Source organism: Mycolicibacter sinensis (assembly GCF_001667945.1).
GTDB classification, from domain to species: Bacteria; Actinomycetota; Actinomycetes; order Mycobacteriales; family Mycobacteriaceae; genus Mycobacterium; species Mycobacterium sinense_B.
In genome coordinates this window covers 58,531-81,343 of the sequence record NZ_LZJK01000130.1, presented here as the reverse complement: position 1 = coordinate 81,343, position 22,813 = coordinate 58,531, and the positions used below count along the sequence as shown (strand labels likewise).

General features: G+C 68.7%; 29 protein-coding genes. 14 read left to right on the top strand and 15 right to left on the bottom strand.

Features of this window, described 5'->3' with window-relative positions; all coding sequences use genetic code 11:
• Positions 1-1,396, bottom strand: a 1,396-nt coding sequence (locus A5694_RS17285) for an aminotransferase class I/II-fold pyridoxal phosphate-dependent enzyme (RefSeq protein WP_064923381.1), incomplete at its 3' end; no start/stop codon positions are given.
• A 53-nt stretch (positions 1,397-1,449) separates the two neighbouring features.
• On the opposite strand from A5694_RS17285, the gene A5694_RS17280 reads away from it, so the two are divergent.
• Positions 1,450-3,777: a molybdopterin oxidoreductase family protein gene (locus A5694_RS17280; RefSeq protein WP_064923379.1), complete on the top strand. Its 2,328-nt coding sequence runs from the start codon at positions 1,450-1,452 to the stop codon at positions 3,775-3,777.
• Positions 3,774-4,256 carry a hypothetical protein gene (locus A5694_RS17275; protein ID WP_064923377.1) on the top strand — a complete coding sequence of 161 codons (483 nt, stop codon included), beginning with the start codon at positions 3,774-3,776 and terminating at the stop codon, positions 4,254-4,256. Before A5694_RS17280 ends, A5694_RS17275 begins: the two co-directional genes overlap by 4 nt.
• 2 nt (positions 4,257-4,258) lie before the next feature.
• On the opposite strand, the gene A5694_RS17270 is transcribed toward A5694_RS17275, so the two are convergent.
• From A5694_RS17270 to A5694_RS17250, 5 genes are all read right to left on the bottom strand, one after another.
• Positions 4,259-4,594 carry a hypothetical protein gene (locus A5694_RS17270; protein WP_234786450.1) on the bottom strand — a complete coding sequence of 112 codons (336 nt, stop codon included), beginning with the start codon at positions 4,592-4,594 and terminating at the stop codon, positions 4,259-4,261.
• Between the two features lie 11 nt (positions 4,595-4,605).
• Positions 4,606-5,175, bottom strand: a complete 570-nt coding sequence (locus A5694_RS17265) for a type 1 glutamine amidotransferase domain-containing protein (RefSeq protein WP_064923372.1) — start codon at positions 5,173-5,175, stop codon at positions 4,606-4,608.
• A 255-nt stretch (positions 5,176-5,430) separates the two neighbouring features.
• Positions 5,431-6,309 (bottom strand): Rieske 2Fe-2S domain-containing protein, encoded by an 879-nt coding sequence (locus A5694_RS17260; RefSeq protein WP_165604334.1) that lies wholly within the window; start codon positions 6,307-6,309, stop codon positions 5,431-5,433.
• Between the two features lie 26 nt (positions 6,310-6,335).
• The gene (locus A5694_RS17255) at positions 6,336-6,872 is read right to left on the bottom strand and encodes a DUF1360 domain-containing protein (RefSeq protein ID WP_064923401.1); all 537 of its coding nucleotides are present in this window, start codon (positions 6,870-6,872) and stop codon (positions 6,336-6,338) included.
• Positions 6,873-6,875: 3 nt separating this feature from the next.
• Positions 6,876-7,211 (bottom strand): hemophore-related protein, encoded by a 336-nt coding sequence (locus tag A5694_RS17250; protein ID WP_064923370.1) that lies wholly within the window; start codon positions 7,209-7,211, stop codon positions 6,876-6,878.
• 118 nt (positions 7,212-7,329) lie between these two features.
• Between A5694_RS17250 and A5694_RS17245 the strand changes: the two genes are divergently transcribed.
• Both A5694_RS17245 and A5694_RS17240 read left to right on the top strand, forming a co-directional pair.
• On the top strand, positions 7,330-8,001 hold the full coding sequence (locus A5694_RS17245; protein WP_082952722.1) for a cutinase family protein: 672 nt from the start codon (positions 7,330-7,332) through the stop codon (positions 7,999-8,001).
• The gene (locus tag A5694_RS17240; protein WP_064923368.1) at positions 7,998-9,758 is read left to right on the top strand and encodes a glycoside hydrolase family 15 protein; all 1,761 of its coding nucleotides are present in this window, start codon (positions 7,998-8,000) and stop codon (positions 9,756-9,758) included. The genes A5694_RS17245 and A5694_RS17240 overlap by 4 nt, the downstream gene beginning before the upstream one ends.
• On the opposite strand, the gene A5694_RS17235 is transcribed toward A5694_RS17240, so the two are convergent.
• A complete protein-coding gene (locus A5694_RS17235) occupies positions 9,748-10,926 on the bottom strand; it encodes an alcohol dehydrogenase catalytic domain-containing protein (protein WP_064923366.1) in 1,179 nt (392 codons plus the stop codon). The two genes, A5694_RS17240 and A5694_RS17235, sit on opposite strands and share 11 nt — an antisense overlap.
• 157 nt (positions 10,927-11,083) lie before the next feature.
• On the opposite strand from A5694_RS17235, the gene A5694_RS17230 reads away from it, so the two are divergent.
• Together A5694_RS17230 and A5694_RS24160 are read left to right on the top strand one after the other, a co-directional pair.
• A complete protein-coding gene (locus A5694_RS17230; protein ID WP_064923364.1) occupies positions 11,084-11,974 on the top strand; it encodes a manganese catalase family protein in 891 nt (296 codons plus the stop codon).
• A gap of 37 nt (positions 11,975-12,011) precedes the next feature.
• On the top strand, positions 12,012-12,164 hold the full coding sequence (locus A5694_RS24160) for a hypothetical protein (protein WP_165604275.1): 153 nt from the start codon (positions 12,012-12,014) through the stop codon (positions 12,162-12,164).
• 34 nt (positions 12,165-12,198) lie between these two features.
• Here A5694_RS24160 and A5694_RS17225 read toward each other — a convergent pair whose 3' ends face one another.
• Complete coding sequence (locus tag A5694_RS17225) at positions 12,199-12,783, bottom strand: hemerythrin domain-containing protein (RefSeq protein ID WP_064923362.1); 585 nt, start codon at positions 12,781-12,783, stop codon at positions 12,199-12,201.
• Between the two features lie 109 nt (positions 12,784-12,892).
• Here A5694_RS17225 and A5694_RS17220 point away from each other — a divergent pair, with 109 nt between their 5' ends.
• The 4 genes from A5694_RS17220 (at position 12,893) to A5694_RS17205 (ending at position 16,067) form a co-directional block, all read left to right on the top strand.
• Positions 12,893-14,401, top strand: a complete 1,509-nt coding sequence (locus A5694_RS17220; RefSeq protein WP_064923360.1) for an FAD-dependent oxidoreductase — start codon at positions 12,893-12,895, stop codon at positions 14,399-14,401.
• 87 nt (positions 14,402-14,488) lie between these two features.
• Positions 14,489-14,944 (top strand): pyridoxamine 5'-phosphate oxidase family protein, encoded by a 456-nt coding sequence (locus tag A5694_RS17215; protein ID WP_082952721.1) that lies wholly within the window; start codon positions 14,489-14,491, stop codon positions 14,942-14,944.
• Complete coding sequence (locus A5694_RS17210) at positions 14,941-15,879, top strand: PfkB family carbohydrate kinase (RefSeq protein WP_064923358.1); 939 nt, start codon at positions 14,941-14,943, stop codon at positions 15,877-15,879. Before A5694_RS17215 ends, A5694_RS17210 begins: the two co-directional genes overlap by 4 nt.
• Complete coding sequence (locus A5694_RS17205; RefSeq protein WP_064923356.1) at positions 15,864-16,067, top strand: DUF2795 domain-containing protein; 204 nt, start codon at positions 15,864-15,866, stop codon at positions 16,065-16,067. The genes A5694_RS17210 and A5694_RS17205 overlap by 16 nt, the downstream gene beginning before the upstream one ends.
• Positions 16,068-16,074: 7 nt before the next feature.
• On the opposite strand, the gene A5694_RS17200 is transcribed toward A5694_RS17205, so the two are convergent.
• From A5694_RS17200 to A5694_RS17185, 4 genes are all read right to left on the bottom strand, one after another.
• Complete coding sequence (locus A5694_RS17200) at positions 16,075-16,863, bottom strand: RNA polymerase sigma factor SigF (protein WP_064923355.1); 789 nt, start codon at positions 16,861-16,863, stop codon at positions 16,075-16,077.
• On the bottom strand, positions 16,860-17,297 hold the full coding sequence (locus tag A5694_RS17195) for an ATP-binding protein (protein ID WP_064923353.1): 438 nt from the start codon (positions 17,295-17,297) through the stop codon (positions 16,860-16,862). Before A5694_RS17195 ends, A5694_RS17200 begins: the two co-directional genes overlap by 4 nt.
• A 205-nt stretch (positions 17,298-17,502) precedes the next feature.
• Positions 17,503-17,814 (bottom strand): protein UsfY, encoded by a 312-nt coding sequence (gene usfY / locus A5694_RS17190; protein WP_064923351.1) that lies wholly within the window; start codon positions 17,812-17,814, stop codon positions 17,503-17,505.
• Positions 17,815-17,989: 175 nt separating this feature from the next.
• A complete protein-coding gene (locus A5694_RS17185) occupies positions 17,990-18,364 on the bottom strand; it encodes a hypothetical protein (RefSeq protein ID WP_064923349.1) in 375 nt (124 codons plus the stop codon).
• 153 nt (positions 18,365-18,517) lie between these two features.
• Between A5694_RS17185 and A5694_RS17180 the strand changes: the two genes are divergently transcribed.
• From A5694_RS17180 to A5694_RS17170, 3 genes are all read left to right on the top strand, one after another.
• Positions 18,518-18,757, top strand: a complete 240-nt coding sequence (locus tag A5694_RS17180) for a CsbD family protein (RefSeq protein WP_064923347.1) — start codon at positions 18,518-18,520, stop codon at positions 18,755-18,757.
• Positions 18,758-18,884: 127 nt separating this feature from the next.
• A complete protein-coding gene (locus A5694_RS17175; RefSeq protein ID WP_064923345.1) occupies positions 18,885-19,559 on the top strand; it encodes a winged helix-turn-helix transcriptional regulator in 675 nt (224 codons plus the stop codon).
• A gap of 23 nt (positions 19,560-19,582) precedes the next feature.
• A complete protein-coding gene (locus A5694_RS17170; protein ID WP_064923343.1) occupies positions 19,583-19,888 on the top strand; it encodes a hypothetical protein in 306 nt (101 codons plus the stop codon).
• 57 nt (positions 19,889-19,945) lie between these two features.
• Here A5694_RS17170 and A5694_RS17165 read toward each other — a convergent pair whose 3' ends face one another.
• The 3 genes from A5694_RS17165 to A5694_RS24155 all read right to left on the bottom strand — a co-directional run bounded on the left by A5694_RS17165 (position 19,946) and on the right by A5694_RS24155 (position 21,758).
• The gene (locus tag A5694_RS17165; protein ID WP_064923341.1) at positions 19,946-20,365 is read right to left on the bottom strand and encodes a CBS domain-containing protein; all 420 of its coding nucleotides are present in this window, start codon (positions 20,363-20,365) and stop codon (positions 19,946-19,948) included.
• Between the two features lie 76 nt (positions 20,366-20,441).
• Positions 20,442-21,497 (bottom strand): NAD-dependent epimerase/dehydratase family protein, encoded by a 1,056-nt coding sequence (locus tag A5694_RS17160; RefSeq protein ID WP_064923339.1) that lies wholly within the window; start codon positions 21,495-21,497, stop codon positions 20,442-20,444.
• Between the two features lie 84 nt (positions 21,498-21,581).
• Complete coding sequence (locus A5694_RS24155) at positions 21,582-21,758, bottom strand: hypothetical protein (RefSeq protein WP_165604274.1); 177 nt, start codon at positions 21,756-21,758, stop codon at positions 21,582-21,584.
• Positions 21,759-21,874: 116 nt separating this feature from the next.
• Here A5694_RS24155 and A5694_RS17150 point away from each other — a divergent pair, with 116 nt between their 5' ends.
• Positions 21,875-22,786, top strand: coding sequence for a cation diffusion facilitator family transporter (locus A5694_RS17150; protein ID WP_064923395.1), 912 nt, complete (start codon positions 21,875-21,877; stop codon positions 22,784-22,786).
• The last annotated feature ends 27 nt before the right edge of the window (positions 22,787-22,813 follow it).

Here is a 22,813-nt window from a genome sequence, read left to right as displayed (position 1 = left end):
CCCGCCCGGGGTGCCGGCCGTAGTGCCCGGCGAGCGCCTCAACACGGCCGTCATCGATTATCTGCGATCCGGGCGGGTACGGCGTGATCTGCTCGGCGGCAATACGTCCGGCGGCCTGGGATGCGGCGACCATCTCGGTGTCACCGAAGAACGCGTCCCGGGGCAGCTGCACGGTCTCCAGTTGCAGCTCCTCGGGCGAGGGTAGCCGGATCGGGGTCGGCGGGTCGAAAGACCGTGCGGCGGCGCGCCATCCACTCAGCGCATCCACCAGCCGGTCGGCGGTGCTGTGATCGTCGGCGAACGACATGGTGGCCAGGATCCGTCGATGATCCGCCAAACCCACATCGATGCACCGCTGTTCGCGCAGCCAGTCCCGAGCTTGGTAGCCCGACGTTCCGGTCGCTGCGACGTCCACCAGCACCTGCAGCCGGTCCAAGTCGTGGGAGGCCTCCTCGCCCAGCAACACATCGTCGAGCACGTCGACGTCGGGCAGGTCGTCGATGCGACCGCGCACATCGTGCGCCAATTTCAGTGCAGCATCCAGCATTTCGTGTCCATGTTGCACCATCTGGCGGCGCCAGCCGTCCAGCGCCGCGTAGATCGGCACGCTGGGACTGGTGGTCATCAGCAGGTCGGCGCACGCGGTAAGCCGCTCCCGGTCGACGAGATCGCCCTGGATGTGATACACCGAGCCCTGCTCGAATCCGGCTCCCATCTTGTGCACGCTGACCACGCAGACATCGGCGCCGGCATCCATCGCCCAGGTGGGCAGATCCTCGTGGAAGGGCAGGTGCGCACCCCAGGCCTCGTCGACGATCAGCGGCTTACCGCGCTCGTGGCAGATCTTCGCGATGGCGGCCACGTCCGCGCAGGTGCCGTACGGCGACGGGCTGACGATCAGGGCGCCGGCGGCATCGGGATGCTCTTCCCAGGCACCGGCGACCCGTTCGGGTGACGGCGGATGGCTGAAATGCCGCGCGGCGTCCCAGCGCGGGGTGATCCAGCGCGGCTGGATACCGGAGAAGATCAGCCCGCCCACGATCGACTTGTGGCTGTCGCGGGGCAGCAGCAGCCCACCGCCGCTGCCGCCGGCCACCGCCATCATCGCCGCCCGAACGGAAAGCGAACTGCCGCACGTGGAGAAGAACGCCGTCTCGGCCCCCACCGCATCGGCCATCAGCTGCTCGGCGTCGGTCAGGGCCGCCCCGCGCGCCTCCCAGTCGTCCAGCCCGCCGCGCGCGAGGACGTCGGCGCGGAACAGGTCGGCACCCAGCACCTCGCGCACCGCCTCGTCGGCGCCACGGCCCTGGCGGTGCCCCGGCGGGCTGAAGCCGTAGCGGTCCTTGCGGTGGTAATCCGCCAGGGCCTCCAGAACAGGTGCTCGACTGTGATCCATATCCGCCATATCGGCTAGGCATACCCAGGGCAACCAGCGGGTAACCGGCGGTCATGACCGACCGGATCGCCGAGCCCTGGGGCGCGCGCACCCCGTACGCCGCCGGCCAGCCATGGCCCGACCGGGTCGACACCGAGCTCGCCGACGGTCTGGACGCCGACGAGGTGGACTGGGCCCAGTCCGCGGCGGTGCTGCACTCCAACGGCGACGGCATCGACATCGCCACCCACGACGGCCGGATCGTCGGAGTACGGGGCCGGCGCGTCGACCGGGTCAACCACGGCCGGGTGGACCCCAAAGACCTCTACGGCTGGCAGGCCAACAACTCCCCCGATCGGCTGACGGTACCGCTGGTGCGCGAGCGCGGCCGGCTGGTCGAATCCGACTGGGACACCGCGATGAATCGGATCGTGGCGACGACCCAGGCCCTGCTTCGCGACATCGGCCCGAGCGCGATCGGCTTCTACACCAGTGGCCAGCTGATGCTGGAGGAGTACTACACCCTCGGGGTGATCGCGCGCGGCGGACTGGGCACCAACCACGTCGACGGCAATACCCGGCTGTGTACCGCCACCGCCGAGTGGGCGCTGAAGGAGACCTTCGGTTGTGACGGCCAACCCGGCTCCTACACCGACGTCGACCACGCCGACGTCATCGCGCTGTACGGGCACAACGTGGCCGAGACCCAAACCGTGCTGTGGTCGCGGATGCTGGATCGGCTGGCCGGCGCCGACCCGCCACAGATCGTCTGCGTGGACCCACGCCAGACCCCGGTCGCCAAAGCCGCGACGGTGCACCTGGCACCGGTTCCCGGGACCAACCTGGCGTTGATGAACGGCCTGCTGCACGAGATGATCGCGCACGACTGGACCAACCGCGACTATATCGCCGCCCACACCGTCGGATACGAGCAGCTGGCGGCCTGTGTCGCGCAGTATCCGCCGGAGCGGGTGGCCACGATTTGCGATGTCCCGGTGCAGGATCTGCGACGCGCGGCGGAGATCCTCGGTCATGCCCAGCGCCTACTGTCCACCGTATTGCAGGGCTTCTACCAATCTCACCAGGCGACCGCGGCCGCGGTCCAGGTCAACAACCTCAACCTCATTCGCGGCATGCTGGGCCGGCCCGGCGCCGGCATTCTGCAGATGAACGGGCAGCCGACCGCGCAGAACACCCGGGAATGCGGCGCCAACGGGGACTTGCCGGGATTCCGCAACTGGGAAAACGATGCCCACGTCGCCGAGCTGGCCCGGCTGTGGAACGTCGAGGAGGCCAAGATTCCGCACTACTCGGAACCGACGCATGCCATGCAGATGCTGCGCTTCGCCGAGCAGGGCAGTCTGCGGATGCTCTGGGTCAGCGCCACCAACCCGGCGGTGTCGCTTCCGGAGTTGCACCGGATCCGGCGCATCCTCGGCCAGACCCGGCTATTTCTGGTCGTGCAGGACATCTTCCGCACCGAGACAGCCGAGCTCGCCGACGTGGTGTTGCCGGCCGCGGCGTGGGGCGAGAAGACCGGGACGTTCACCAATGCCGATCGCACGGTGCACCTCTCGGAGAAGGCCGTCGATCCGCCCGGGCAGGCCCGACCCGACCTCGATATTTTCTGCGATTACGCCGAGCGGATGGATTTTCGTGATCTCGACGGCGCCCCGCTGATCTCCTGGAAGGATCCCGAGTCGGCGTTTGCGGCCTGGCAGCGCTGCAGCGCCGGCCGCCCCTGCGATTACACCGGGTTGAGCTATGCGAAGCTGCGCGGCGGCAGCGGAATCCAATGGCCTTGTAACGCTGAGCATCCCGACGGCACCGAGCGTCTCTACACCGACGGCGAATTCTGGAGCAAACCCGACTACTGCGAAACCTACGGCAAGGATCTGATCACCGGCGGGGCGATCGAACCGACCCAATACCGGGCAGCCAACCCGGACGGCAAGGCGGTGCTGCGGGCCGCCGGCTACACCCCGCCGCATGAGCGGCCCGCCGACGACGAGTTGTGGCTGACGACCGGCCGTACGGTCTACCACTTCCACACCCGCACCAAAACCGGTCGCGCGCCGCAACTCAACGACGCCGCACCCGAGGTGTGGGTTCAGCTCGCGGCCGCCGATGCCGAACGCCGCGGGATCCGCGACGGCGATCCGGCCATCATCCGTTCGGCACGCGGTTGTGTGCAGGCCCGTGCGCGGGTGGGCGGCATCCGCGACGGCGTCGCATTCATGCCGTTTCACTACGGCTACTGGGACACCGACGGCGATGGTCATCACCGGGCGGCCAATGAACTCACGATCACCGACTGGGACCCGGTGTCCAAACAGCCACTGTTCAAGACGTCGGTGGTACGCATCAGCAAGGGTGTCGAGGCGGACGGGAGCGGCTGGTGAAGCTCGACCTGGCGCTACGGGAGCTGCACCGCTCGGAGATGTCGCTGGCCCGGCGGTTCCGCCGAGTCGGCGAGCGGCACAAGGCTGATCACGACGTCTTCCACCTGTGCGCCGATCTCGCCGGCTGGTCGGACGACCACGTCCGCCGGCTTGCGCAAGCCGGGCACAGTCACGGGTTGCGGCTGGCCGAATCGTCCCCACGGCCCGGGAGGGTGTTGTCGTCGTTGCGGGAGATGACCAGCGTGGTGCTCGGCCGGCGGCCCGAACCGGGTGTTCTGTTGCTGGCTGATCTGCGCAGCCTGTATCTGCACGCCGCCGCGGTCTCGGTCGACTGGGAACTCGTGGCTCAGGGCGCCCAGGCCGCCCGGGACAGCGGGCTGCTCGAGATGGCAGCGCAGTGCCACCCCGAGACGGTGCGGCAGATGGACTGGGCCAACACCATGCTCAAAGAGCTTGCGCCGCAAGTCCTGATGTCATGACACTAGCGCCGGAAGGCGATGACCAGAGCCAGCAGGTCGAGGGCCAGCAACACCCAACCAGCCAGCGGGACAAGGAAACCGCGTCGCCGCCCCGCCGTCACGAACGAGACCAGGATGGTCAGTGCGGCGATGACGGGCGCACCGTAATAGAGCACGCCGAAGACGACGCCGCTGGGCCCGAGGTCGGGACACTCGGCGGTGCTGCACGCGGCGGTGCTCATCACCGCTCCCGTCGCGAACACCATGACCAGCGCAGCCCCGGCGGCGGTCAACACCGCAGCCACCCAGTTGGCCCAGAACCGGGCGCGGCGGTTGTCGGACTGGACCGGTACCGGCATCGGCTCTCCGGTCACAGCGCCGCCTCCCGCGCCCGGAGCTCGTGCACCAACGCATCGCAGAAGGCGGGCAGGTCGTCGGGCTTGCGGCTCGACAGCAGGATCGACGGTCCGCAGTCACAGCGCACCAACTGCTCGTCGACCCACTCGGCGCCCGCGTTGATGATGTCGGTGCGCAGGCTCGGCCAGGACGTGATCCGCCGCCCGGCAAGGACTCCGGCCTCCACCAGGGTCCAGGGGCCATGGCAGATCACGGCGACCGGTTTGCCGGCGTCGAAGAATTCCCGCACGAACGCGACCGCGCGTTCGTTGGTGCGCAACTGGTCCGGGTTGGCCACCCCGCCCGGCAGCACCAGCGCGTCGAAGTCATCGGCGGAGACGTCGTCGACCACACGGTCCACGTCGAATTCGTCGCCACGGTCGAGGTGGTTGAACGCCTGAACCGGCCCGGCGGTCGTCGACACCAACACCGGGCATGCGCCGGCCTTGGCAACCGCGCGCCACGGCTCGGTCAACTCGACCTCCTCAACGCCTTCGGGCGCCACCAGAAACGCGACCCGGCGGCCCTCTTGCGATCCGGACATCGACCTCTCCTTTTCGTGACCTGTTCCGTACTACGGACACCTCCTCCCATACCCGATGGCCCACCCGCACAAACGGAGCCGAATGCCCGGTGTAGCCCGCCGCCACCGGGGGTATCCGGGCCGAATGAGATGGCAGGGCAGCGTGGCGGACTTCGGGTCGGCCGCTGTCACCGGCTTTCCTCACGCCAGCATCTCGATGCTGCGCGTCCTCGACTACCGGGTCGGTCTACCGTCCGGGCCGGCCCGGTCCACACTTCAGCGTCGGCGCCTGCGCACTTCGATCCGAGCGCCGGCGTCGCGGCATTGCAGAGCCGGCTGGGCACCGGTGGCGGGCCCGCGCAGCAGCGCCCCGTCGCGGATGTCGAAGCGTGAGCCGTGGCACGAGCAGGTCACCACGGTGCCGTCGAGTTTCCCCTCGCTCAGCAGGCAACCACGGTGCCCGCACCGGTCATGGATCGCGAAGACGAGTCCGTCGAGCCGGACCAGCAGCACCGGCGTCCCGTCGGCATCTGCCGAATGCAGTTGCCCGTCGGTCAATTCGGCGCTGTCGAGCACCGGTGTCCAGTCATCCGGCCCCGGATCGAACACGGTCTGATTGACCCCGACGCCACGCGAGTAGGCCAGATGGCCGCCGAGATAGCCGCCCAGACTCAGTGACGCGGCGCCACCGAGGCCGAGCAGTGCCGCGCGCAGCCGTCGGCCGCGCATCCGATTGACCAAGGATGCGCAGTACATCAGCAGCGCGCCGGAGTTGGCGGCGGCGTGCACCAGACCGACCCGGCGGGACGCCTCGTCGGACAGTTCGGTGTCTGCCCAGTCGCTGATACCGGTCAGCGCGGTCGGAACGAAGGCGGCGATACCCACCGTGGTCAGCCGGTTGGCCGCCGCGGCACCGGTCCGCGGCGCCAGCAGATCCAGGAGCAGGGCCGCCAGGAACGAACCGATGACCAGATCGGTCAGCGGGGGGTGTGCCGGGTGCCCCAGGCCGGTGCCGCTGATGACGTCCTTGAACGGGCCCTGCCCGGTCAGGCTGCGCACCCGGGCGGCGATCGTCTTCGCGGGAGTGTCCAGGATGACGGCCCGCTCCAGCGCTGTGGTCAGCCGCCGGTCGGCCGCGGTGGTGGTCGACATCATCGGCATCTCCGGGGCCTCCGCTTGCCTTACTGCTGGGTGAGCTGCTGGGCTTTCGCGTAAGCCAGCTGCAGGAAGTCGGCGCCGGCCAGCGCGGTGAAGGTGCCGGCGACCAGCCGGGTCAGCCGGGGAGCGAACACCAGGCCGGCGGCAAACGCGGTGACCGCCCACATGTCCGTGCAGAACGGGCACGTCAACAGCTCCCCCAGACTGTGGCGCAGCTGGCTGGAGTGGCGGGTCTCCTCCATCACCTCGGCGGGGCCGCCGGCGCCGGCATAGTGGGCGAACGGCGCCCGCAGCGGGCTGGTCACCGCGTCCTTGGTGAGCGTCCGGGACAGTTTGTGGGCGCCCACGGTCACCGTCAGCAGGTCGCCGGCCGCCCAGCGCTGCGGCAGACGGCGGCCGGTGGCCGCGGCGGCCACGGTTACCGCCGCGACCAACCCGCCGTAGACCAGCAACACCACCGCGTATCCCCCCAACGGCCGTGGGTTGTCGCCGCGGTACGCGTCGGCCTCCCGCTTGGCCGCATCCGCGATGGTGTTGCCGGACTCGGTCGATTGAGTCATCACTCAGAAGTTGTCACAGGTCTTGGCGATGGGGCCGACCAGGTTGACGAACTGCGCCGCTTCAGGCACGCCTTGGGCCTGTTGCAGCATCTGCTCACGCTGCGGAGGCGGCGAGGCCAGGAAGCTCTGCAGGAACGACTGCGCCATCGGTGTCGCGTTGAATTGCGCTGCGGCTTCCGGCGATTGCGCGTTCATCGCCGCCACCACCTGTGAGTAGCTGCACGTGGTACTGACCGCCGGATCCTGCGCCGGATCCGCAGCCGCGACCCCCACCGCCGACAGCGCCAGCGCCGCGCCACCGGCAGCGGCGGCCAGCCTGGTCAAAGACGTTGTGATCATTGATTTCTCCCCTTCGACTCATGTTCCGTCGGTGACGGTACCGACCTAGGCTTGCCGTTTTCGCACGAGCTAAACCACGGTTTGCCCACCAGCGGTTGTGGGTATCGGACGAAATGCTGTGATTACTCGGATACTCGCCGCGACCGGCCTGGCGGGGGGCACGCTGCTGTGCTGGCCTGCCGGGGACGCGGCCGCCTTGGATTGCCCGGATGTCGAGGTGGTGTTCGCCCGCGGGACCGCCGAACCGCCCGGCGTGGGATCGATGGGGCAGCAGTTCATCGACGCCCTGCGGTGGCGGGTCGGCGGCCGGCCGGTGGGGGTCTACCCGGTCAATTTCCCGGCCGTGCCCGAATTCGGCCCGACGGTCGCCGGGGTGGCCGATGCAGCCGGCCACATCACCGATATGGCGGCGGGTTGCCCACAGACCGCGGTGGTGCTCGGCGGGTACTCGCGGGGCGCGGCGCTGATGGGCTACCTCACCGAACCGGCACCTGCCGCCGACGGGTTCCCCCCGCCGCTGACGCCCGAGGCGGCCGGCCACGTCGCCGCCGTGGCGTTGCTGGGCAGGCCCTCGGCGGCGTTCCTGAATTCCCTCGGTGCGCCGCCCCTGGTGATCGGTCCGGGATTTGCCGCCAAGACGATCGATTTGTGTGCTCCCGGCGACCCGATCTGCTCAGCGGGTGACGACGGCGCCGCCCACTGGGCGTACGCCGCCAACGGCATGACCGCCCAGGCGGCGGATTTCGCCGTGGAACGTCTCGCGCCGCCCGGCCCGGATCCGCGCACATGACCACCGGCCCGGCGCTGCTGGAACGGTTTCCCCCGCAGGTCTTGCGGCAGTACGCGCTGATCGCCGACGGCGAGCGCGGGATCGTGGTCGGCCCGCGCGGCGACTTCTGCTGGATGTGCCTGCCGCGGTGGGACAGTCCGGCGGTGTTCAGTTCGCTGCTCGGCGGCGCCGGCGTGTACGCCGTCACTCCGGAGCTGCGCTATGTGTGGGGCGGCCAATACGAAGAGCGGTCGCTGATCTGGCGTTCCCGCTGGGTGACCATCGACGGAATCGTCGAGTGCCGGGAGGCGCTGGCGTTCCCCGGCGACCCGCACACCGCGGTGGTGCTGCGCCGCATCCGGGCACTCGATCGGCCGGTGCGGATGCAGGTGGCCCTGCAGGTGCGGGCCGACTTCGGCGCCGCCGCCATGTCGGGGTTGTCCTGCCGGGACGACGTGTGGACCGGCCGCTCGGGACCGCACCGGTTCCGGTGGACCGGTGCCGGCCAGGCCAGCCGGCCCGGCGACGGGGCGCTGCACCTGGTGCTCGACGTGGAACCGGGCCGCGACCACGACCTGGTGCTCGAGCTATCCGATCGAGAACTGCCCGATCAGCCGGTCGACGCCGCACAGGCCTGGCGGGCCACCGAAACCGCATGGAAGGAAGCGGTTCCCGAACTCACCGGCACCCTGGCCGATGTCGACGCCCAGCTCGCGTATGCGGTGTTGCGCGGGCTGACCAGCACCGGCGGCGGGATGGTGGCCGCGGCGACAATGTCGTTGCCGGAGCGGGCCAAGGCCGGCCGCAATTTCGACTATCGCTACTGCTGGATCCGCGACCAGTGCTACACCGGGCAGGCGATCGCCGCCGCCGGGCCGCACCCGCTGTTGGATGACGCCGTCCGGTTCGTCACCGAGCGGGTGCTGGACGACGGACCCGACCTGCGACCGGCCTACTGTGTCGACGCCAGCGCACCGCCGCCGGAAGAGGATCTGCCGCTGCCGGGTTACCCGGGTGCCGCGGTCAAAACCGGGAACTGGGTGCGCGGGCAGTTCCAGCTCGACAACTTCGGGGAGGCGCTGCTGCTGCTGGCCGCCGCAGCGAGACTGGACCGGCTGGACAGCACCCATTGGGGTGCGGTGCACACCCTGGTGGACGCGATCGAAAAGCGTTGCGGTGACGCCGACGCCGGCGTGTGGGAACTCGACAACCGGCGCTGGGCGCATTCGCGGCTGATGTGCGCGGCCGGACTGCGCCGTGTCGCCGGCGTGGCGTCACTGGCTGAAGGCGCACGCTGGCACCAGCTGGCCGACAAGCTGGTCGCCGATACCAGCACCGACTGCCTGCACCGCGACGGCCGATGGCAACGCGCATCCGATGACCCGGGGATCGACGCGGCCCTGCTGCTGCCGAGCCTGCGCGGAGCCGTCCCCGCCGATGATCCCCGCACGGTGGCTACCCTGGCCGCGGTGCGCCATGAGCTGACCCGGGACGGCTTCGTCTACCGATACCGGCCCGACCAGCGCGAGCTCGGCGAAGCCGAAGGAGCGTTCCTGTTGTGCAACTTTGCGATGGCCATGGCAGATCACCAGCAGGGCAACGAACTTGCGGCGTTGCAGTGGTTCGAGCGGGGCCGCACCGCGTGCGGCCCGCCCGGCCTGCTCACCGAGGAGTACGACGTCGGCCAGCGCCAATTGCGCGGCAATCTGCCGCAGGCGTTCACCCACGCGCTGCTATTCGAGGCCGCGCACCTGTTGGCCGGTGACGTCACGGCTTGAGCAGGATCTTCACCGCGCCGTCGCGCTTCTCCTGAAATATCTGATAAGCGTGCGGCGCCTGCTCCAGCGGCAGCTCGTGGGTGGCGAAGGTGTCGACGCCCAGGGGGTCGTCGTCGGTGAGCAGCGGCATCAGCCGCTCGACCCGGGGTTTGACGTTGGCCTGGCCCATCCGCAGCTGAATCTGCTTGTCGAACAAGGTGAACATCGGCAGCGGGTCCAGTTTGCCGCCGTAGACGCCGACGATCGATATGGTGCCGCCACGGCGCACGATGTCGATCGCGGCGTACAACGCGGCGAGCCGGTCAAGGCCGGCCTTGCTGATCAACGGTCCGGCGACGGCATCCGGTAACAGCGAGCTGAGCTGCTGCACCGCCTTGGCGCCGCCGGAGCCGTGCGCCTCCATGCCCACGGCGTCGATCACCGCGTCGGTTCCGCGCCCGTCCGTGCGGTCACGGATCAGCTCGCCGAGATCGGATGCCTCACGCAGGTCGACGGTTTCGATTCCCCGCCGGGCCAGCCGGCCCAGCCGCTCGGGCACCAGATCCACCCCGATCACCCGGGCGCTCTGGTGGGTGGCGATCCGGGCCGCCATGTCACCGATCGGGCCGAGCCCCAGCACCGTCACCGTCCCGCCGTCGGGTATTGCGGCGTAGTCCACCGCCTGCAGCGCGGTCGGCAGCACGTCGGACAAATACACGAACCGCGAATCCGGCGGGCCCTCAGGCACTTTGATGTGGGTGTAGTGCGCCTGCGGCACCCGCAGGTACTGCGCCTGGGCGCCCGGAACCTGGCCGTAGAGCTTGGAGTAGCCGAACAGCGCGGCGCCGGTATCCTGCTCGCGCACCCGCGTGGTGTCGCACTGGGTCGGCAGACCCTGCCGGCACATGCCACAGTGCCCGCACGCGATCTGGAACGGGATGACCACCCGGTCGCCCGGCTTGAGGTTGCTGACCCCGCGACCGACCTCGGCGACGACCCCGATCGGTTCGTGGCCGAGGATGTCGCCGGGGTCCATGAACGCGCCGAGCACCTCATAGAGGTGCAGATCCGATCCGCAGATGTTGGTAGTCGTCACCTCGATGACGGCGTCGGTCGGCTTCTCGATCACCGGGTCGGGCACGGTGTCGACTTGGACTTTGCGCTTGCCCTGCCATGTGACCGCCCGCATCGGGTCGCCTCCGTCGTGTCGTGAAGAACACCGCCGGGCTACCCGCACGCACCACAGCGCAAACAGTTTCCGACAGCCCCTGCCGGCGAAGGTTTGAGGCCGATGCCTGCGGGTAGCCCGCGGGAAACAAATCCAGCGTTGTCTTAAGGGAGCCACCATGTTCGTTCACAACAAGGAGATGCAGTTCGAGGTCCGGGTCGAGCGGCCCGATCCGCGTTTCGCCAACCTGCTGCAGGAGCAGTTCGGCGGGGAGAACGGCGAACTCAAGGCGGCGATGCAGTACTTCACCCAGGCGTTCATCCTGCGTCGCAAGAACCCGAAGATGTACGACCTGTTCATGGACATCGCCACCGAGGAGTTCAGCCACCTGGAGATGGTCGGCTCGCTGATCACCATGCTGCTCGACGGCCTCAACGACGACCTGAAGAACGCCAACGAGCGCTGCGACTGGATGCCGGCGGTGGCCAGCCGCGACGGCCGGGACCAGATCATCCACCAGGTGGCGCTCAACCCGCTGCACTTCGTGGAGAGCGGTGGTGGCCCGCATCCCAGCAATGCCGCCGGAACACCGTTCACCGGCGCCTACATCAACGCCAACGGCGAACCGTCGGTTGATCTGCGCAGCAATCTGGGCGCCGAGTCACGGGCCAAGATCGTCTACGAATATCTCAAGCAGTTCACCGACGACCCCGGTGTGCAGGACACCCTGACCTTCCTGATGACCCGAGAGGTCACCCACTTCCAGCAGTTCACCGCGGCCCTCAACGAGCTGCCGGTGAACTTCCCGCCCGGCCAGGCTCCCGGCGACGAGCGCTTCCAGAACGTGGCGTTCAACATGTCCGACGCCGAGACCAGCCGCGGCCCCTGGAACGAGGGCCAGGGCCCGTGGCCGGAGGGCATGCACTGGGAGTACGTCCAGAAGCCGACCCGCGACTGGCTCGGCAGTTCCCTGCGACACAACCGCGGGCCGGCGGAGAACCCCGACGGTAGCCCCGCGGTGCACTCCGAGAAGCCGTTCGCGCACGAACAGCACAGCGCCACAGGGTAAGTGGACAGCGCCACAGGGTAAGTGGAAAGCCCCGCCGATGACCGAACGCGGTGAAGAACGGCCGGACCCTCCGGAGTCCTTGGAAGATACCGTCGACCGGCTCGACGAGAAGGCCGCCAAGGAACACGACTCGGAAAACCGGGCCCGCGAGACTCCCAAGCGCGGTTCACCCGACGAGCCGCCAGATTAGGTGCTCGCGGCTGCTCGGCGGCTGGAGCTGCCGGTCAACTCTTGGGCGCGTCGGGCGGGTTGTCCGCGGCCCGGCCGGTCAGCCGGTCACGCAGATGGTCGACGGCGGCAGCGACCACGCCCATGGTGTTCTGCGCCAGCCCGCCCGACGGGGCGTTGGGGTGCGGCCGGGTCGGCGCGATCTTCTTGGCGGTGCGGAGCTTGTCGCCCAACTGCTCGAGGTCTTGGGCGCTGACCGCCGTTTTGAACCGCGGCCACACCACGTTCTCCTCGTAGCTGATGTGCTCTCGGGCCGCCGTGACGAATTCGGCCAGCGCGCGGTGATATTCGGGCTCGCCGGGGCGGGTGTCCTCGAGCTGCTGCAACAGCGCCTTGCCGGCTTCCTCCTGGGCGATGGCGACATCGGCTATGTCATCACCGTCGTCGAGCGCCGCTCGAACCGCCGGCCAGAACAGTTGTTCTTCGACGGCCTCGTGCTGGGACTCGGCGATCACGAGATTGGTGACCATGGTCGCCAAGCCGCTCTGGTGGGCCCCGTCGCCCTGCGGCGCGCCGTCAAGTACTTCCAACATGCCCAGCACGCTTTCGTGGTCGGCACGAAGAAAGGCCAATGCGTCCATGACTTTCCCTCCCGAGTCGAGTTCGATTCGATCGCATACCCACCGCGGTGCCGCCGAAACCCGGGAAGCCGACACGTTTCACCGACGCAGTACCGGGTAACTGATCGCCATGACGTCGTTGTGGCTTGCTGACCGGATCGCGACATCACCGGCGTCGGGCACCGCCGAGGACCTCCCCGGGTTCGCCGACGTGGTGGTGGCCGGCGCCGGCATCACCGGGCTGATGACCGCGGTACTGCTGGCGCGGGCAGGCCGCGAGGTGCTGGTGCTGGAGGCTCGGACCGTCGGCGCCTGCGCGACCGGCAACACCACCGCCAAGATCAGCCTGCTCCAGGGCACCCAGCTGTCGGCGATCTCGGCGAAGCAGGGCAAGCGGGTGGCCGCGGCCTATCTCGACGGCAACCGCGCCGGGCAGGACTGGCTGCTGTCGTTCTGCGCCTCGACCGGTGTCGCGGTGCAGCGGGAGGACGCCTACAGTTTCGCCCAGTCCGAGCGCGGGGTGGCGGCGGCGCGCGCCGAGTACGAGGCCTGCCGCGCGGTGGATCTTCCGGTGACCTGGGAGTCGCGGGCCGACGTGCCGTTCGCATTCCATGGCGGGGCCCGGCTGGCCGAGCAGGCGCAGTTCGACCCGATGCCGTTCCTGGACGCGCTGCGCGCCGAGCTGCTCGCCAGCGGCGGCCAGCTGGTGGAACACGCCCGGGTGCAACGGGTTTCCGGCGGGCGGGACGGCCTGCGGCTGCGGGTGGCCGGTCCCCGGGTGCACGCCGAGCTGCAGGCTACCCAACTGGTGCTGGCCACGGGGATCCCGATCCTGGATCGCGGCGGATACTTCGCCCGGCTCAAGCCCAGCCGGTCCTACTGCATGGCGTTCGATGTGCCCGGCGAGATCACCCGCCCGATGATGATCTCCACCGATTCGCCGACGCGGTCGCTGCGCTACGCCCCGGTCAACGGCTCCGAGCGGCTGCTGGTCGGCGGGGCCGGGCACACCGTCGGCCGCGCCAAGCACCCCGGCGACGCGCTGGCCGAACTCGAGGCGTGGACGGTCCGGCACTTCCCGGGCGCGTCCCGTACGCATCTGTGGTCGGCGCAGGACTACACCCCCGTCGACAAGTTGCCCTATGTCGGGCCGATCCTGCCCGACAGCAACACCATCTACGTGGCAACGGGTTTCAACAAATGGGGCATGACCAATGGGGCGGCCGCCGCGCTGGCGCTGTCGGGCCGGCTGCTGGGCAAACGTCCGGAATGGGACCGGGCGTTCGCCAGCTGGAGCACCCGCGAGCTGCGGGGCCTGACCACCGCGCTGACAGCCAACCTCGAGGTCGGCTTCAACCTGGCGAAGGGCTGGATCGCTCCCACGGCCCACATCGGCCAGCACGGCCTGGGCCGCGACGCCGCCGGCGTGGTCAGCGGACCGCCGTGGCACCTGCAAGCCCAGTGCCGGGTGAACGGCGTCGAACACCGCCTCTCCCCGGTCTGCCCGCACCTCGGCGGCATCGTCAATTGGAACGACGCCGACCGGGCCTGGGAGTGCCCGCTGCACGGGTCGCGCTTCGCTCCCGACGGCACCCTGCTGGAAGGCCCCGCCACCCGCGGCCTGACCGCCAGCAGCTGAGGAGCGGCACTCATCGTTTACCGCGCGGCCGGACGGGTAACCGACCGCTGGGCGGTGAACAACAGCTGCGAAGCGATGGGGTGAGCGGTGTGCATCATCGACGATGACATGCGCCTGATCGTGGAGAGCGCGAAGTTGGCGTTCGTCGCCACCGTCTGCGAGGACGGCTCCCCGAACCTGTCGCCCAAGGAGTCGCTGCTGGTGTACGGCGACGACCACCTGGTGTTCATGCACATGGCATCGCCGAGCACGGTGGCCGATCTGCGCCGTGATCCGCGTATCGAGGTCAACGTCGTCGACTTCCTCAAGCGCCGCGGTTATCGCTTCAAGGGCACCGCCCAACTGCGGCCGCCCGGCGACGAGGTCTACGAGTGGCTGCGGCAGTGGGTGATCGCCACCTATGGGCCGCGGTTTCCCTGCCGTGAGGCGGTGCTGATCCGGGTCGAATGCGCGCTGCCGATCGCCTCGCCGGTCTATATGTTCGGCGATGCTCACGAACCCGCGCTGATCCGGAGGTGGTCGGGTATCTACGGACTGCAATGACCGTCACGGTGGTCGGGCAGATCGGGCGCGACCTGGTGCTGCGCAGCGCGGGCTTGCCGCCGGCCGGCGGGTCGGCCCGGGTGCTGCGGCGCCGGGAACTGCTGGGCGGCAAGGGCGCCAACCAAGCCGTGGGCCTGGCCCAGCTGGGTGTGCCGGCCGCGCTGATCGGGGTGGTCGGCGACGACGATGCCGGTGCGGCGGTGTGTGAGCAGGCGGTCGGTGACGGAGTCGACATCAGCGGGGTGACCCGGCGCGGCGAGACCGCGCTGCTGGTCGATCTGGTCGACGAGCCGGCCAGTCGCAGGCTTTTCGAGCACATTCCGGAAAGCTCGCTGCTGACCGCGGCCGACGTGCAGCAGTGCGACACCCTGATCGCCCGGTCGGCCATCGTGTCGCTGCAGTTGCAGCAACCAGCGGAGGCGACGCTGGCGGCCGCCCGGCTGGCACGGCGCCACGGCGCGCAGGTGGTGGCCGACGGCAATCCGCCGGCCGAGGTACGCGACGAAATGCTCTGCTGCGTTGACGTGTTGCGCGCCGACGCCGAGGAGGCGGCGCTGCTCGCCGGCGAACCGGTCACCTGCCAGGCGGCGGCGCGGGCACTGGCCGACCGCCTGTTGGTCGCCGGAGTGCGGCTGGTCGCGCTGGCCGTCCCGGGCGTGGGCGACCTGCTGGTGTGGTCCGGCGGCCAGGAGCTGCTCGGTCTGTCGAAGGCACCGGTAGTCGATCCCACCGGCGCCGGTGACGCGTTCGTAGCCGGTTTGATCGCCGGGCTGCGGCGCGGCCCCGATCCCCGCCGGGCCGGGCGGCTGGCCGCGGCCGCCGCGGCCGCCTGCGTGCCGCAGCTGGGCGGGCGGCCTCACCTGGCCGATCTGGCCCTCCCGGGCGTTTCCGGCTCCAGGCCGCCGGGTACTGCGCACAGATGGGATTCTCTGTGACACAAGTGCAGAAGTGCCTGGCAGGTTTCGAGTACCCAGGCACGGCGGAGGAACTCGCCGACCACGCCCGAAGCAACGGGGCCGAGCCGAAGCTGGTCGACACCCTGCGGGCGTTGAAGAAAGACAGCTTCGACGGTCCCGACGCGGTGATGTCGTCGCTGTCCGCCCAGAATGCGCTGGGCGGGTGAGCGGCGGCTACTGCAGCTGATCGCGCAGCTTCGCCAGTGACTTGGCCAGCAGCCGCGAGACGTGCATCTGCGAGATGCCGACCCGTTCGGCGATCTGGGTCTGGGTCATCGATTCGAAGAACCGCAGCACCAGCACCGTGCGTTCGCGTTCCGGAAGCGCATTGAGCAAGGGCCGCAACGCCTCTCGATCCTCGATCCGGTCCATCCCCGCGTCGCTGTCACCGAGGGTATCGGCGATCGAGCGGACGTCGTCCTCGTCGGAGCTGCCGCCGCTGTCGATGGACAGGGTGTTGTAGGAGCTGCCCGCCACCAGACCTTCGACCACCTCGTCGCGGCTCAACTCCAGCTCGCGGGCCAGCTCCGAGGCGGTCGGCGCCCGGCCCAGGCGTTGGGACAGGTCCGCGGTGGCCGCCCCGAGCCGCAGATGCAGCTCCTTGAGCCGGCGGGGCACCTTGACCGACCAGCTGTTGTCCCGGAAATGCCGGCGGACTTCGCCCATGATCGTCGGGACCGCGAACGAGACGAAATCCGAGCCGGTTTCGACGTCGAAGCGGGTTACGGCGTTGACCAGGCCCACCCGCGCGACCTGGACCAGGTCGTCGCGCAACTCCCCGCGTCCTTCGAACCGGCGGGCGATGTGGTCGGCCAGCGGCAGGCACCGCTCCACGATCTTGTCCTTGCGGTTGCGGAAATCGGCGGAGTCGGCATCGTATTGGGCGAGCTCACGGAACATGTCGCCGACATCGGCGTACTCCGATCCTGACTGTGAGCCGCCGCCGGCGGCGCGCGGGGTCACCGCCTGGAGTCCGCCCGCCGGGTTCTCAATGTCACCCCGAACACCTCGCCGGCACCGTCGGACTCCGGGCCGTCGCGGAACGTCTGCACGTCGTCCACGAGAGAGGTGAGTACGTGCCAGCTGAAGCTGCCCGGCGTCAGCACGTCGGCGCCGCCGCCGGCGGCTGACGCTTGAATCGTCATGCCGTCGTCTTGCGGGTCGACGACGACCCGCAGCGTCGCGCCCGGCGCTGCGCACCGGATCAACTGGGTACACAGCTCGTCGATCGCCAGCCGCAGATCGGCCACGGTATCGACGTCCAGATCCTCGTAGGTCGCGATCGCCCCGACCAGCATGCGCACCACCGCCAAACTCTCCAGTCTGGGCGTGACCCGCAATTCGACGGCTCGCTCGCTGCACGACCGTGAGGTCCGGTCGCTGTGGATGTCGGTCATAAAGCCTCCCGGCGATGTCGGACCGAGACTACCGCTGCGCCCCGATGGCCCATTCACGCCGTCATCACCGCATAGTCGGCCGCCCGGAGGTTAGTCACGGGAGGGCTAGTACCCCGTCGCCGGTCACCTCAACCATCGATTTCGGTACGCGGGAACAAGTCGGCCCGGCCGGAACCCGGCCGGGCCGTGTGGGGTGTTCCGCTGATCAGCTGGTCGAATGCGTCCGGTGCAGCTCCGGGTGCGCCAGCTGCCACTGCTGGTTTACCCGGCCGATCCGCCGGTGCTCGATCAGCAGCCACAGTGCGCCCAGCGCGGCGGCAAGCACCGCGAAGACGGCGACGGCCACACCCTGCCGGTCGTGGCCGGTGGCGAATGCGGTCAGGCAGCCGGCCCCGGCGACCATGCTGACGACCAGCAGGCTGTAGCCCGGCCACCCCATGACGTCGATCACGGCACGACCGGCGTGCGGCCGGGTCGTCCGGACATGGTCAACGGGGTCGTGAAACGTATCGCCCATTGCTTCTTCCTCTCGTGAGTCGTCCGGCCAGTCCGGAGGTCGGGTGGGGAACCCCGTCCGTGGCGAACCCGTCCGCGACCAAAAACTATCGTAGGTCGATGTGATCTACATAACGTCTCACTTTCAGGGCCTTCACAGCGACCCGGCAGTCAATGCCCGGTAAAAACGCCTCTGATCAGCCCATACCACTGATCGGCACCGCGCTGATAAACAAAACGAGAAGCATCAACGACATCAGGAACCAGCCGGCGCCCTGCCATCCCCACCAGGTGCCACGCGCGCGCCAGACCCGGTAGGTCCGCAGGAAGGCCCGCACCCCGCCGCCGGCCAAGATCACCGGCGCCCCCGCGGCGAGCACGGCCCGGTACGGCCTGCCGCACGCCACCGTCTCGGCCGCCGGATCACAGGAGCCGGCCCACCACGCCGCCAGCAAGACGAACGCCACCGCGGCGGCGGTGACCACGCCGGCGAACCTGATCGCCGAGCGGACCTCCTCGTCCTCCTGACCCAACCGGTCGCCGCCGGGGCGGGGTTGCATACGGCGTTCCATGTCCCCACCGTCCGCGCTGATCGGCTCTGCGTCAAGGCGATTCGACGTTTGGGTAATCGGCCGACCGGGAAGCCTTGCGGGTGTGGCGCGCTGACGCAGCCCGCAGGGCTGACCGTCGGCCCGTCACATCCACGAAATCCAGGGAGGGATTTTATGTCGGACGACAAGAAGAGCGGCCCCGAAGAAGGCTTCCGGGGCGCCGTCGAGGGCGTCAAGGGCAAGGCCAAGGAGGCCTTGGGCACCGTGACCGGCAACGACGAAATGTCCCGTGAGGGCAAGGCCCAGCAGGACAAGGGCGAGGCGCAGCGCGACGCCGCCAAGCGCGAAGCCGAGGCCGAATCGGCCCGGGCGGGCGCGGACGCGGCAGAGGCGCGCGAACAGTCCCACCAGTAGCCCGATGGAGGATAGGCCCGGCCCGCGGCGCGGGCCGGGCCTATCGCTGTGCGGTTATTCGCGCCACGTAGCGGGTAATAGTGCCTTGAAAGGCACCGAGGGATATTCCGAGGGTTGGAGCCAGGCGATGGACATTCTGTTACTGACCGACCGGGACGAGTTCGAACAGTCCCTGTCGGCGTTGCGCGTCTTCGGGCATTCGGTTATCCGCGCGCCGCTCGCCATCACCGTCCGGGCCGACTGCCTCAGCGTCGCGGCCGCGCTGGTGGATGGTTGTACCGATCTGACCACGTCACGCGAGACCTGTCGGCGGCTCTGCAGTTGGGAACCGTCGACCGCCGTCCTGGCCGTGGTGAGCGCCGAGGATTTCGCCGCGGTCGATCTCGACTGGCAGGTCGACGATGTCCTGGTCGCGACCGCGGGACCGGCCGAGGCGCATGCCCGACTCCGGTTGGCATTGGCACGCCGGCGCATGTCGGTCCACAGCGCACTGCAATTCGGCGACCTGGTCATCCACCCGGACAGCTACACCGCGTCGCTGTCGAACCGTGAACTCGACCTCACCCTGACCGAGTTCAAGCTGCTCAACTATCTGGTGCAGCACGCGGGTCAGGCGTTCACGCGCACCCGGCTGCTGCAGGAGGTCTGGGGTGGTGAGGGCAGCCGCCGCAAGGTCGACGTCCACGTGCAGCGGCTGCGCGCCAAACTCGGCGCCGACCACGAGTCGATCGTCGACACCGTTCGCGGGGTCGGCTACATGACCCCGGAGTCACCGCAACCCCAATGGGCGATCGCGAATTAAAGCGAACGGAGAGCGCCACCAACATGACTGATCAACCCGAGATCGACCCCGAGACCGACACCAGCGGCGACGACACGCTGCCGCCGAGCGAGGCCACCGACTCCGACGAGCTGCGCAATGACGACGGGGATGCGACCGTCACGCCACCGGACAGCTGGCAGCCGGTTGATGAGGCGGTCCACGAGTCGCTGGACGACAAGCTGGCCGCTGAGCAGCCCGACGTCGGCGTCGACCAGGGCCTGCACGAGTCCGTCGGTGGCGGGCGGCACCGGGCTCAAGTCTCCGGCAGCCCCGAGGACGGCGACTCGTTCTACAACGTCGAGGAGTGAGGTCGGTGGTAATCGCCCCCGGCAGCTAGCGCAGCTGCCGGCGACGGATGGGTCTCGCTAGCGATTCGGTTGCGCGGCGCTGATGTCGGCGAGTGCAGATTTCTCGTCGCGTTCCAGCGCGAGATCGCCGATGCTCAGCACTCCGGCCAACTGGTCGCCGTCGATGACGGGCAGCCGGCGCACGGCCTTGCGACGCATCAGCTCGACGGCCTCCTCGAGACTCGAATCCGGTCGAACGCTGACGAGCTCCTGGCTGCTACATATCTCACCGACCGGGGTCGACAAGTCTCTGCCTTCGGCGACGACCCGGATGGCGATGTCTCGGTCGGTCACGATGCCCTCGACGTGGCCGTCGCTGAGTACGACGACGTTGCCGATATCGGCTCGGCGCATGCAATCTGCTGCTTCATTGACCGGCATGTCTGCGGGCACCGTCTGGGGGGTGTGGGCCATGATCTCGGCCACGGTGCGTGCCATCTTCTCTTCCTTTCTTCACCTGACGGTCCGTTCAACGGCCCGCCTACCCGATAACCGTGGGCGCCACACCGGAAAGCTACGGCGTGGCCCATTGCCCGACTCCGGTTGCGAACTCCTTTTGGCGCAGCCGCCCGCCGGCTGACGGCTCGAGCGGCGGTGTGGGCATTCCGCCGCCCGACCGCAGCCCTTGCAAGAACTCCCGTACTGCGTCGAGCGACGTCCGCGTTGGGCTCCAGCCGAGTTCGGTGCGGGCCCGTGAGGTATCCATGACCGGCAAGCTCAGCGCGAGATCGAGCAGCGTGGGGCTGGCGGGCACCAGGTGAAGATTCCAGGCAGCAGCAACCGCCGCCCGGATCGGCCACACCGGAAGCTTGATCGGCCGCGCGCCGAACAGCTCGCCGAGAGTCTCGGCGTCGAGCACAGGGTCGGCGGCAATGTTGAATGCGCCGCGCACCGGGCGGGTGATAGCCAGCCGGAAGGCCTGTCCGCCGTCAAGAGAATGCAAGGCTTGCAGCCGTAGACCCGGAACATCGGGAAACCGCGGCAGCAGCCCGGGGCGCAACAAAGCGGTTGGCAGCAGCGGGCCGCCGAATAGCCGGCGCTGCTCCGCTGCCGACTCGCGCTTGAACATGAACGCCGGCCGAAGGCGCACCACCCGCATCTCGCGGTGATCTCGTTCGAAGGTATCCAGCACGCGCTCCAGGTAGGACTTCTCCCGGCCGTAGGCCGCCGTGGGAAGCGCATCGGTCGGCCAGGATTCGTCAATCCCGCGATCCTGGTGGCCGGGCGAGTAGGCGCCGACCGACGAGGCGTAGATCAGCGCCCCGACGCCGGCCCGCGCGGCAGCGTGGAAGACCCTGATGCTGCCCAGCACATTGTTTTTCCAAGTAGCCACCTCGTCGTGGGTGGGCTGGAAGATCCAAGCCAACTGCACCACAGCGTCGGCGCCCTGCACGTGGGCTTCGACGTCATCGCAGGTGATGTCGGCCTGAACCCACGTCGTCTTCGGCGGCTGCCAGGTCGGCCGGCGACGGGCGATGCCAACGATCGCTTCGATCTGGTCATCGGCGGCCAATGCCTCGATGACGCTGGTGCCGACATTTCCGGTCGCTCCGGTCACGACCACGCGCATGGCTGCCTCCCTGTGATCTGGCGGTGATACCCGCTGCCCGCTGCCGACGCGAGGGGATGCGACACCGGGAATTGCCCGGCCAGGTCAGTGTTGTGCGTCGTTTCGGCGGGCTTCGGCGCCGGTTTCGCCGACGTCCAGCGCGTCATCAGGGCCGGTCCGCCCCACATAGCTTCCGTCTTCGGCCCTGCCGGCACGAGATCGCGCCTGGTGGGTCTCGGGTTCCACGTCCGACTCCGCTTTGTGGCCCTTGCGCAAAGCCATCGCCGACATCCTTTCGATGTGCTCCAAGACCAGTTGGTCGGGATACCCGCCGGAAAGCTCCAGTCAAACTTTCCGGCGATCGTTTGCCGGGCAGACGGCGCGGGTAGGTGGACCAGGTGGCGAGCAGCGGAACAACTCGGGCCATCGCCGCCGCGCTGGTTGCCAATGTCGGCATCGCCACCGCCAAGTTCGTCGGCTACCTGCTGAGCGACAGTTCGGCCATGCTTGGTGAGTCGGTGCACTCGGTGGCAGACACAGTCAACGAATTGTTGCTCATGGTCGGCAAGCGCCGGGCCCGCAAACGCCCAGATGCGTTGCATCAGTTCGGTTATGGCAGAAGCAGATACTTCTATTCGTTCGTCGTTGCATTGACGATGTTCACCCTCGGCTCGGCTTTCACTCTCTACGAGGGCTATCGCAAGATCACCCATCCCGAGCCGCTGTCCACACCACTGGTCCCCATCTTGATACTGGTAGTTGCAGCGCTTTTTGAGGGCTACAGTCTGCGAACCGCGCGGAATCAGTCGCGGCCACTGAAGGGTTCGAGCAGTTGGTGGGGTTTTGTCCGAAATTCCCGTACGCCGGAATTGCCGGTCGTATTGCTGGAGGACACCGCGGCGCTGACCGGCCTGAGCCTGGCTTTTATCGGGGTGACATTGACAACTCTTACCGGAAACGCGGTGTGGGACGGGCTGGCGACGGTCGGTATCGGGGTACTGCTCGGCGGCGTGGCAACACTGCTGATCATCGAGACGCACAGCCTGCTGATCGGCGAGGGCGCCACCAGCGGGCAATACGCGACAATCCAATCCGCGTTGGAGACGGCACGCCACGTCGACCGTATCTTCGAGCTACGGACCCAGTATCTGGCCCCCGACGAACTGCTGGTGACCGCCAAAGTGGTCTTTGACCCCAAGATGGAACTGGAAACGGTGGCCGACGCCATCAATGGTGCGGAAGCCGACGTCCGCGCTGTCGTGCCGACGGTGCGGGCCATCTATCTTCAGCCCGACTACGAGCGGCACTGATCGGCGTTGCGACAACGCTCTTTTTCG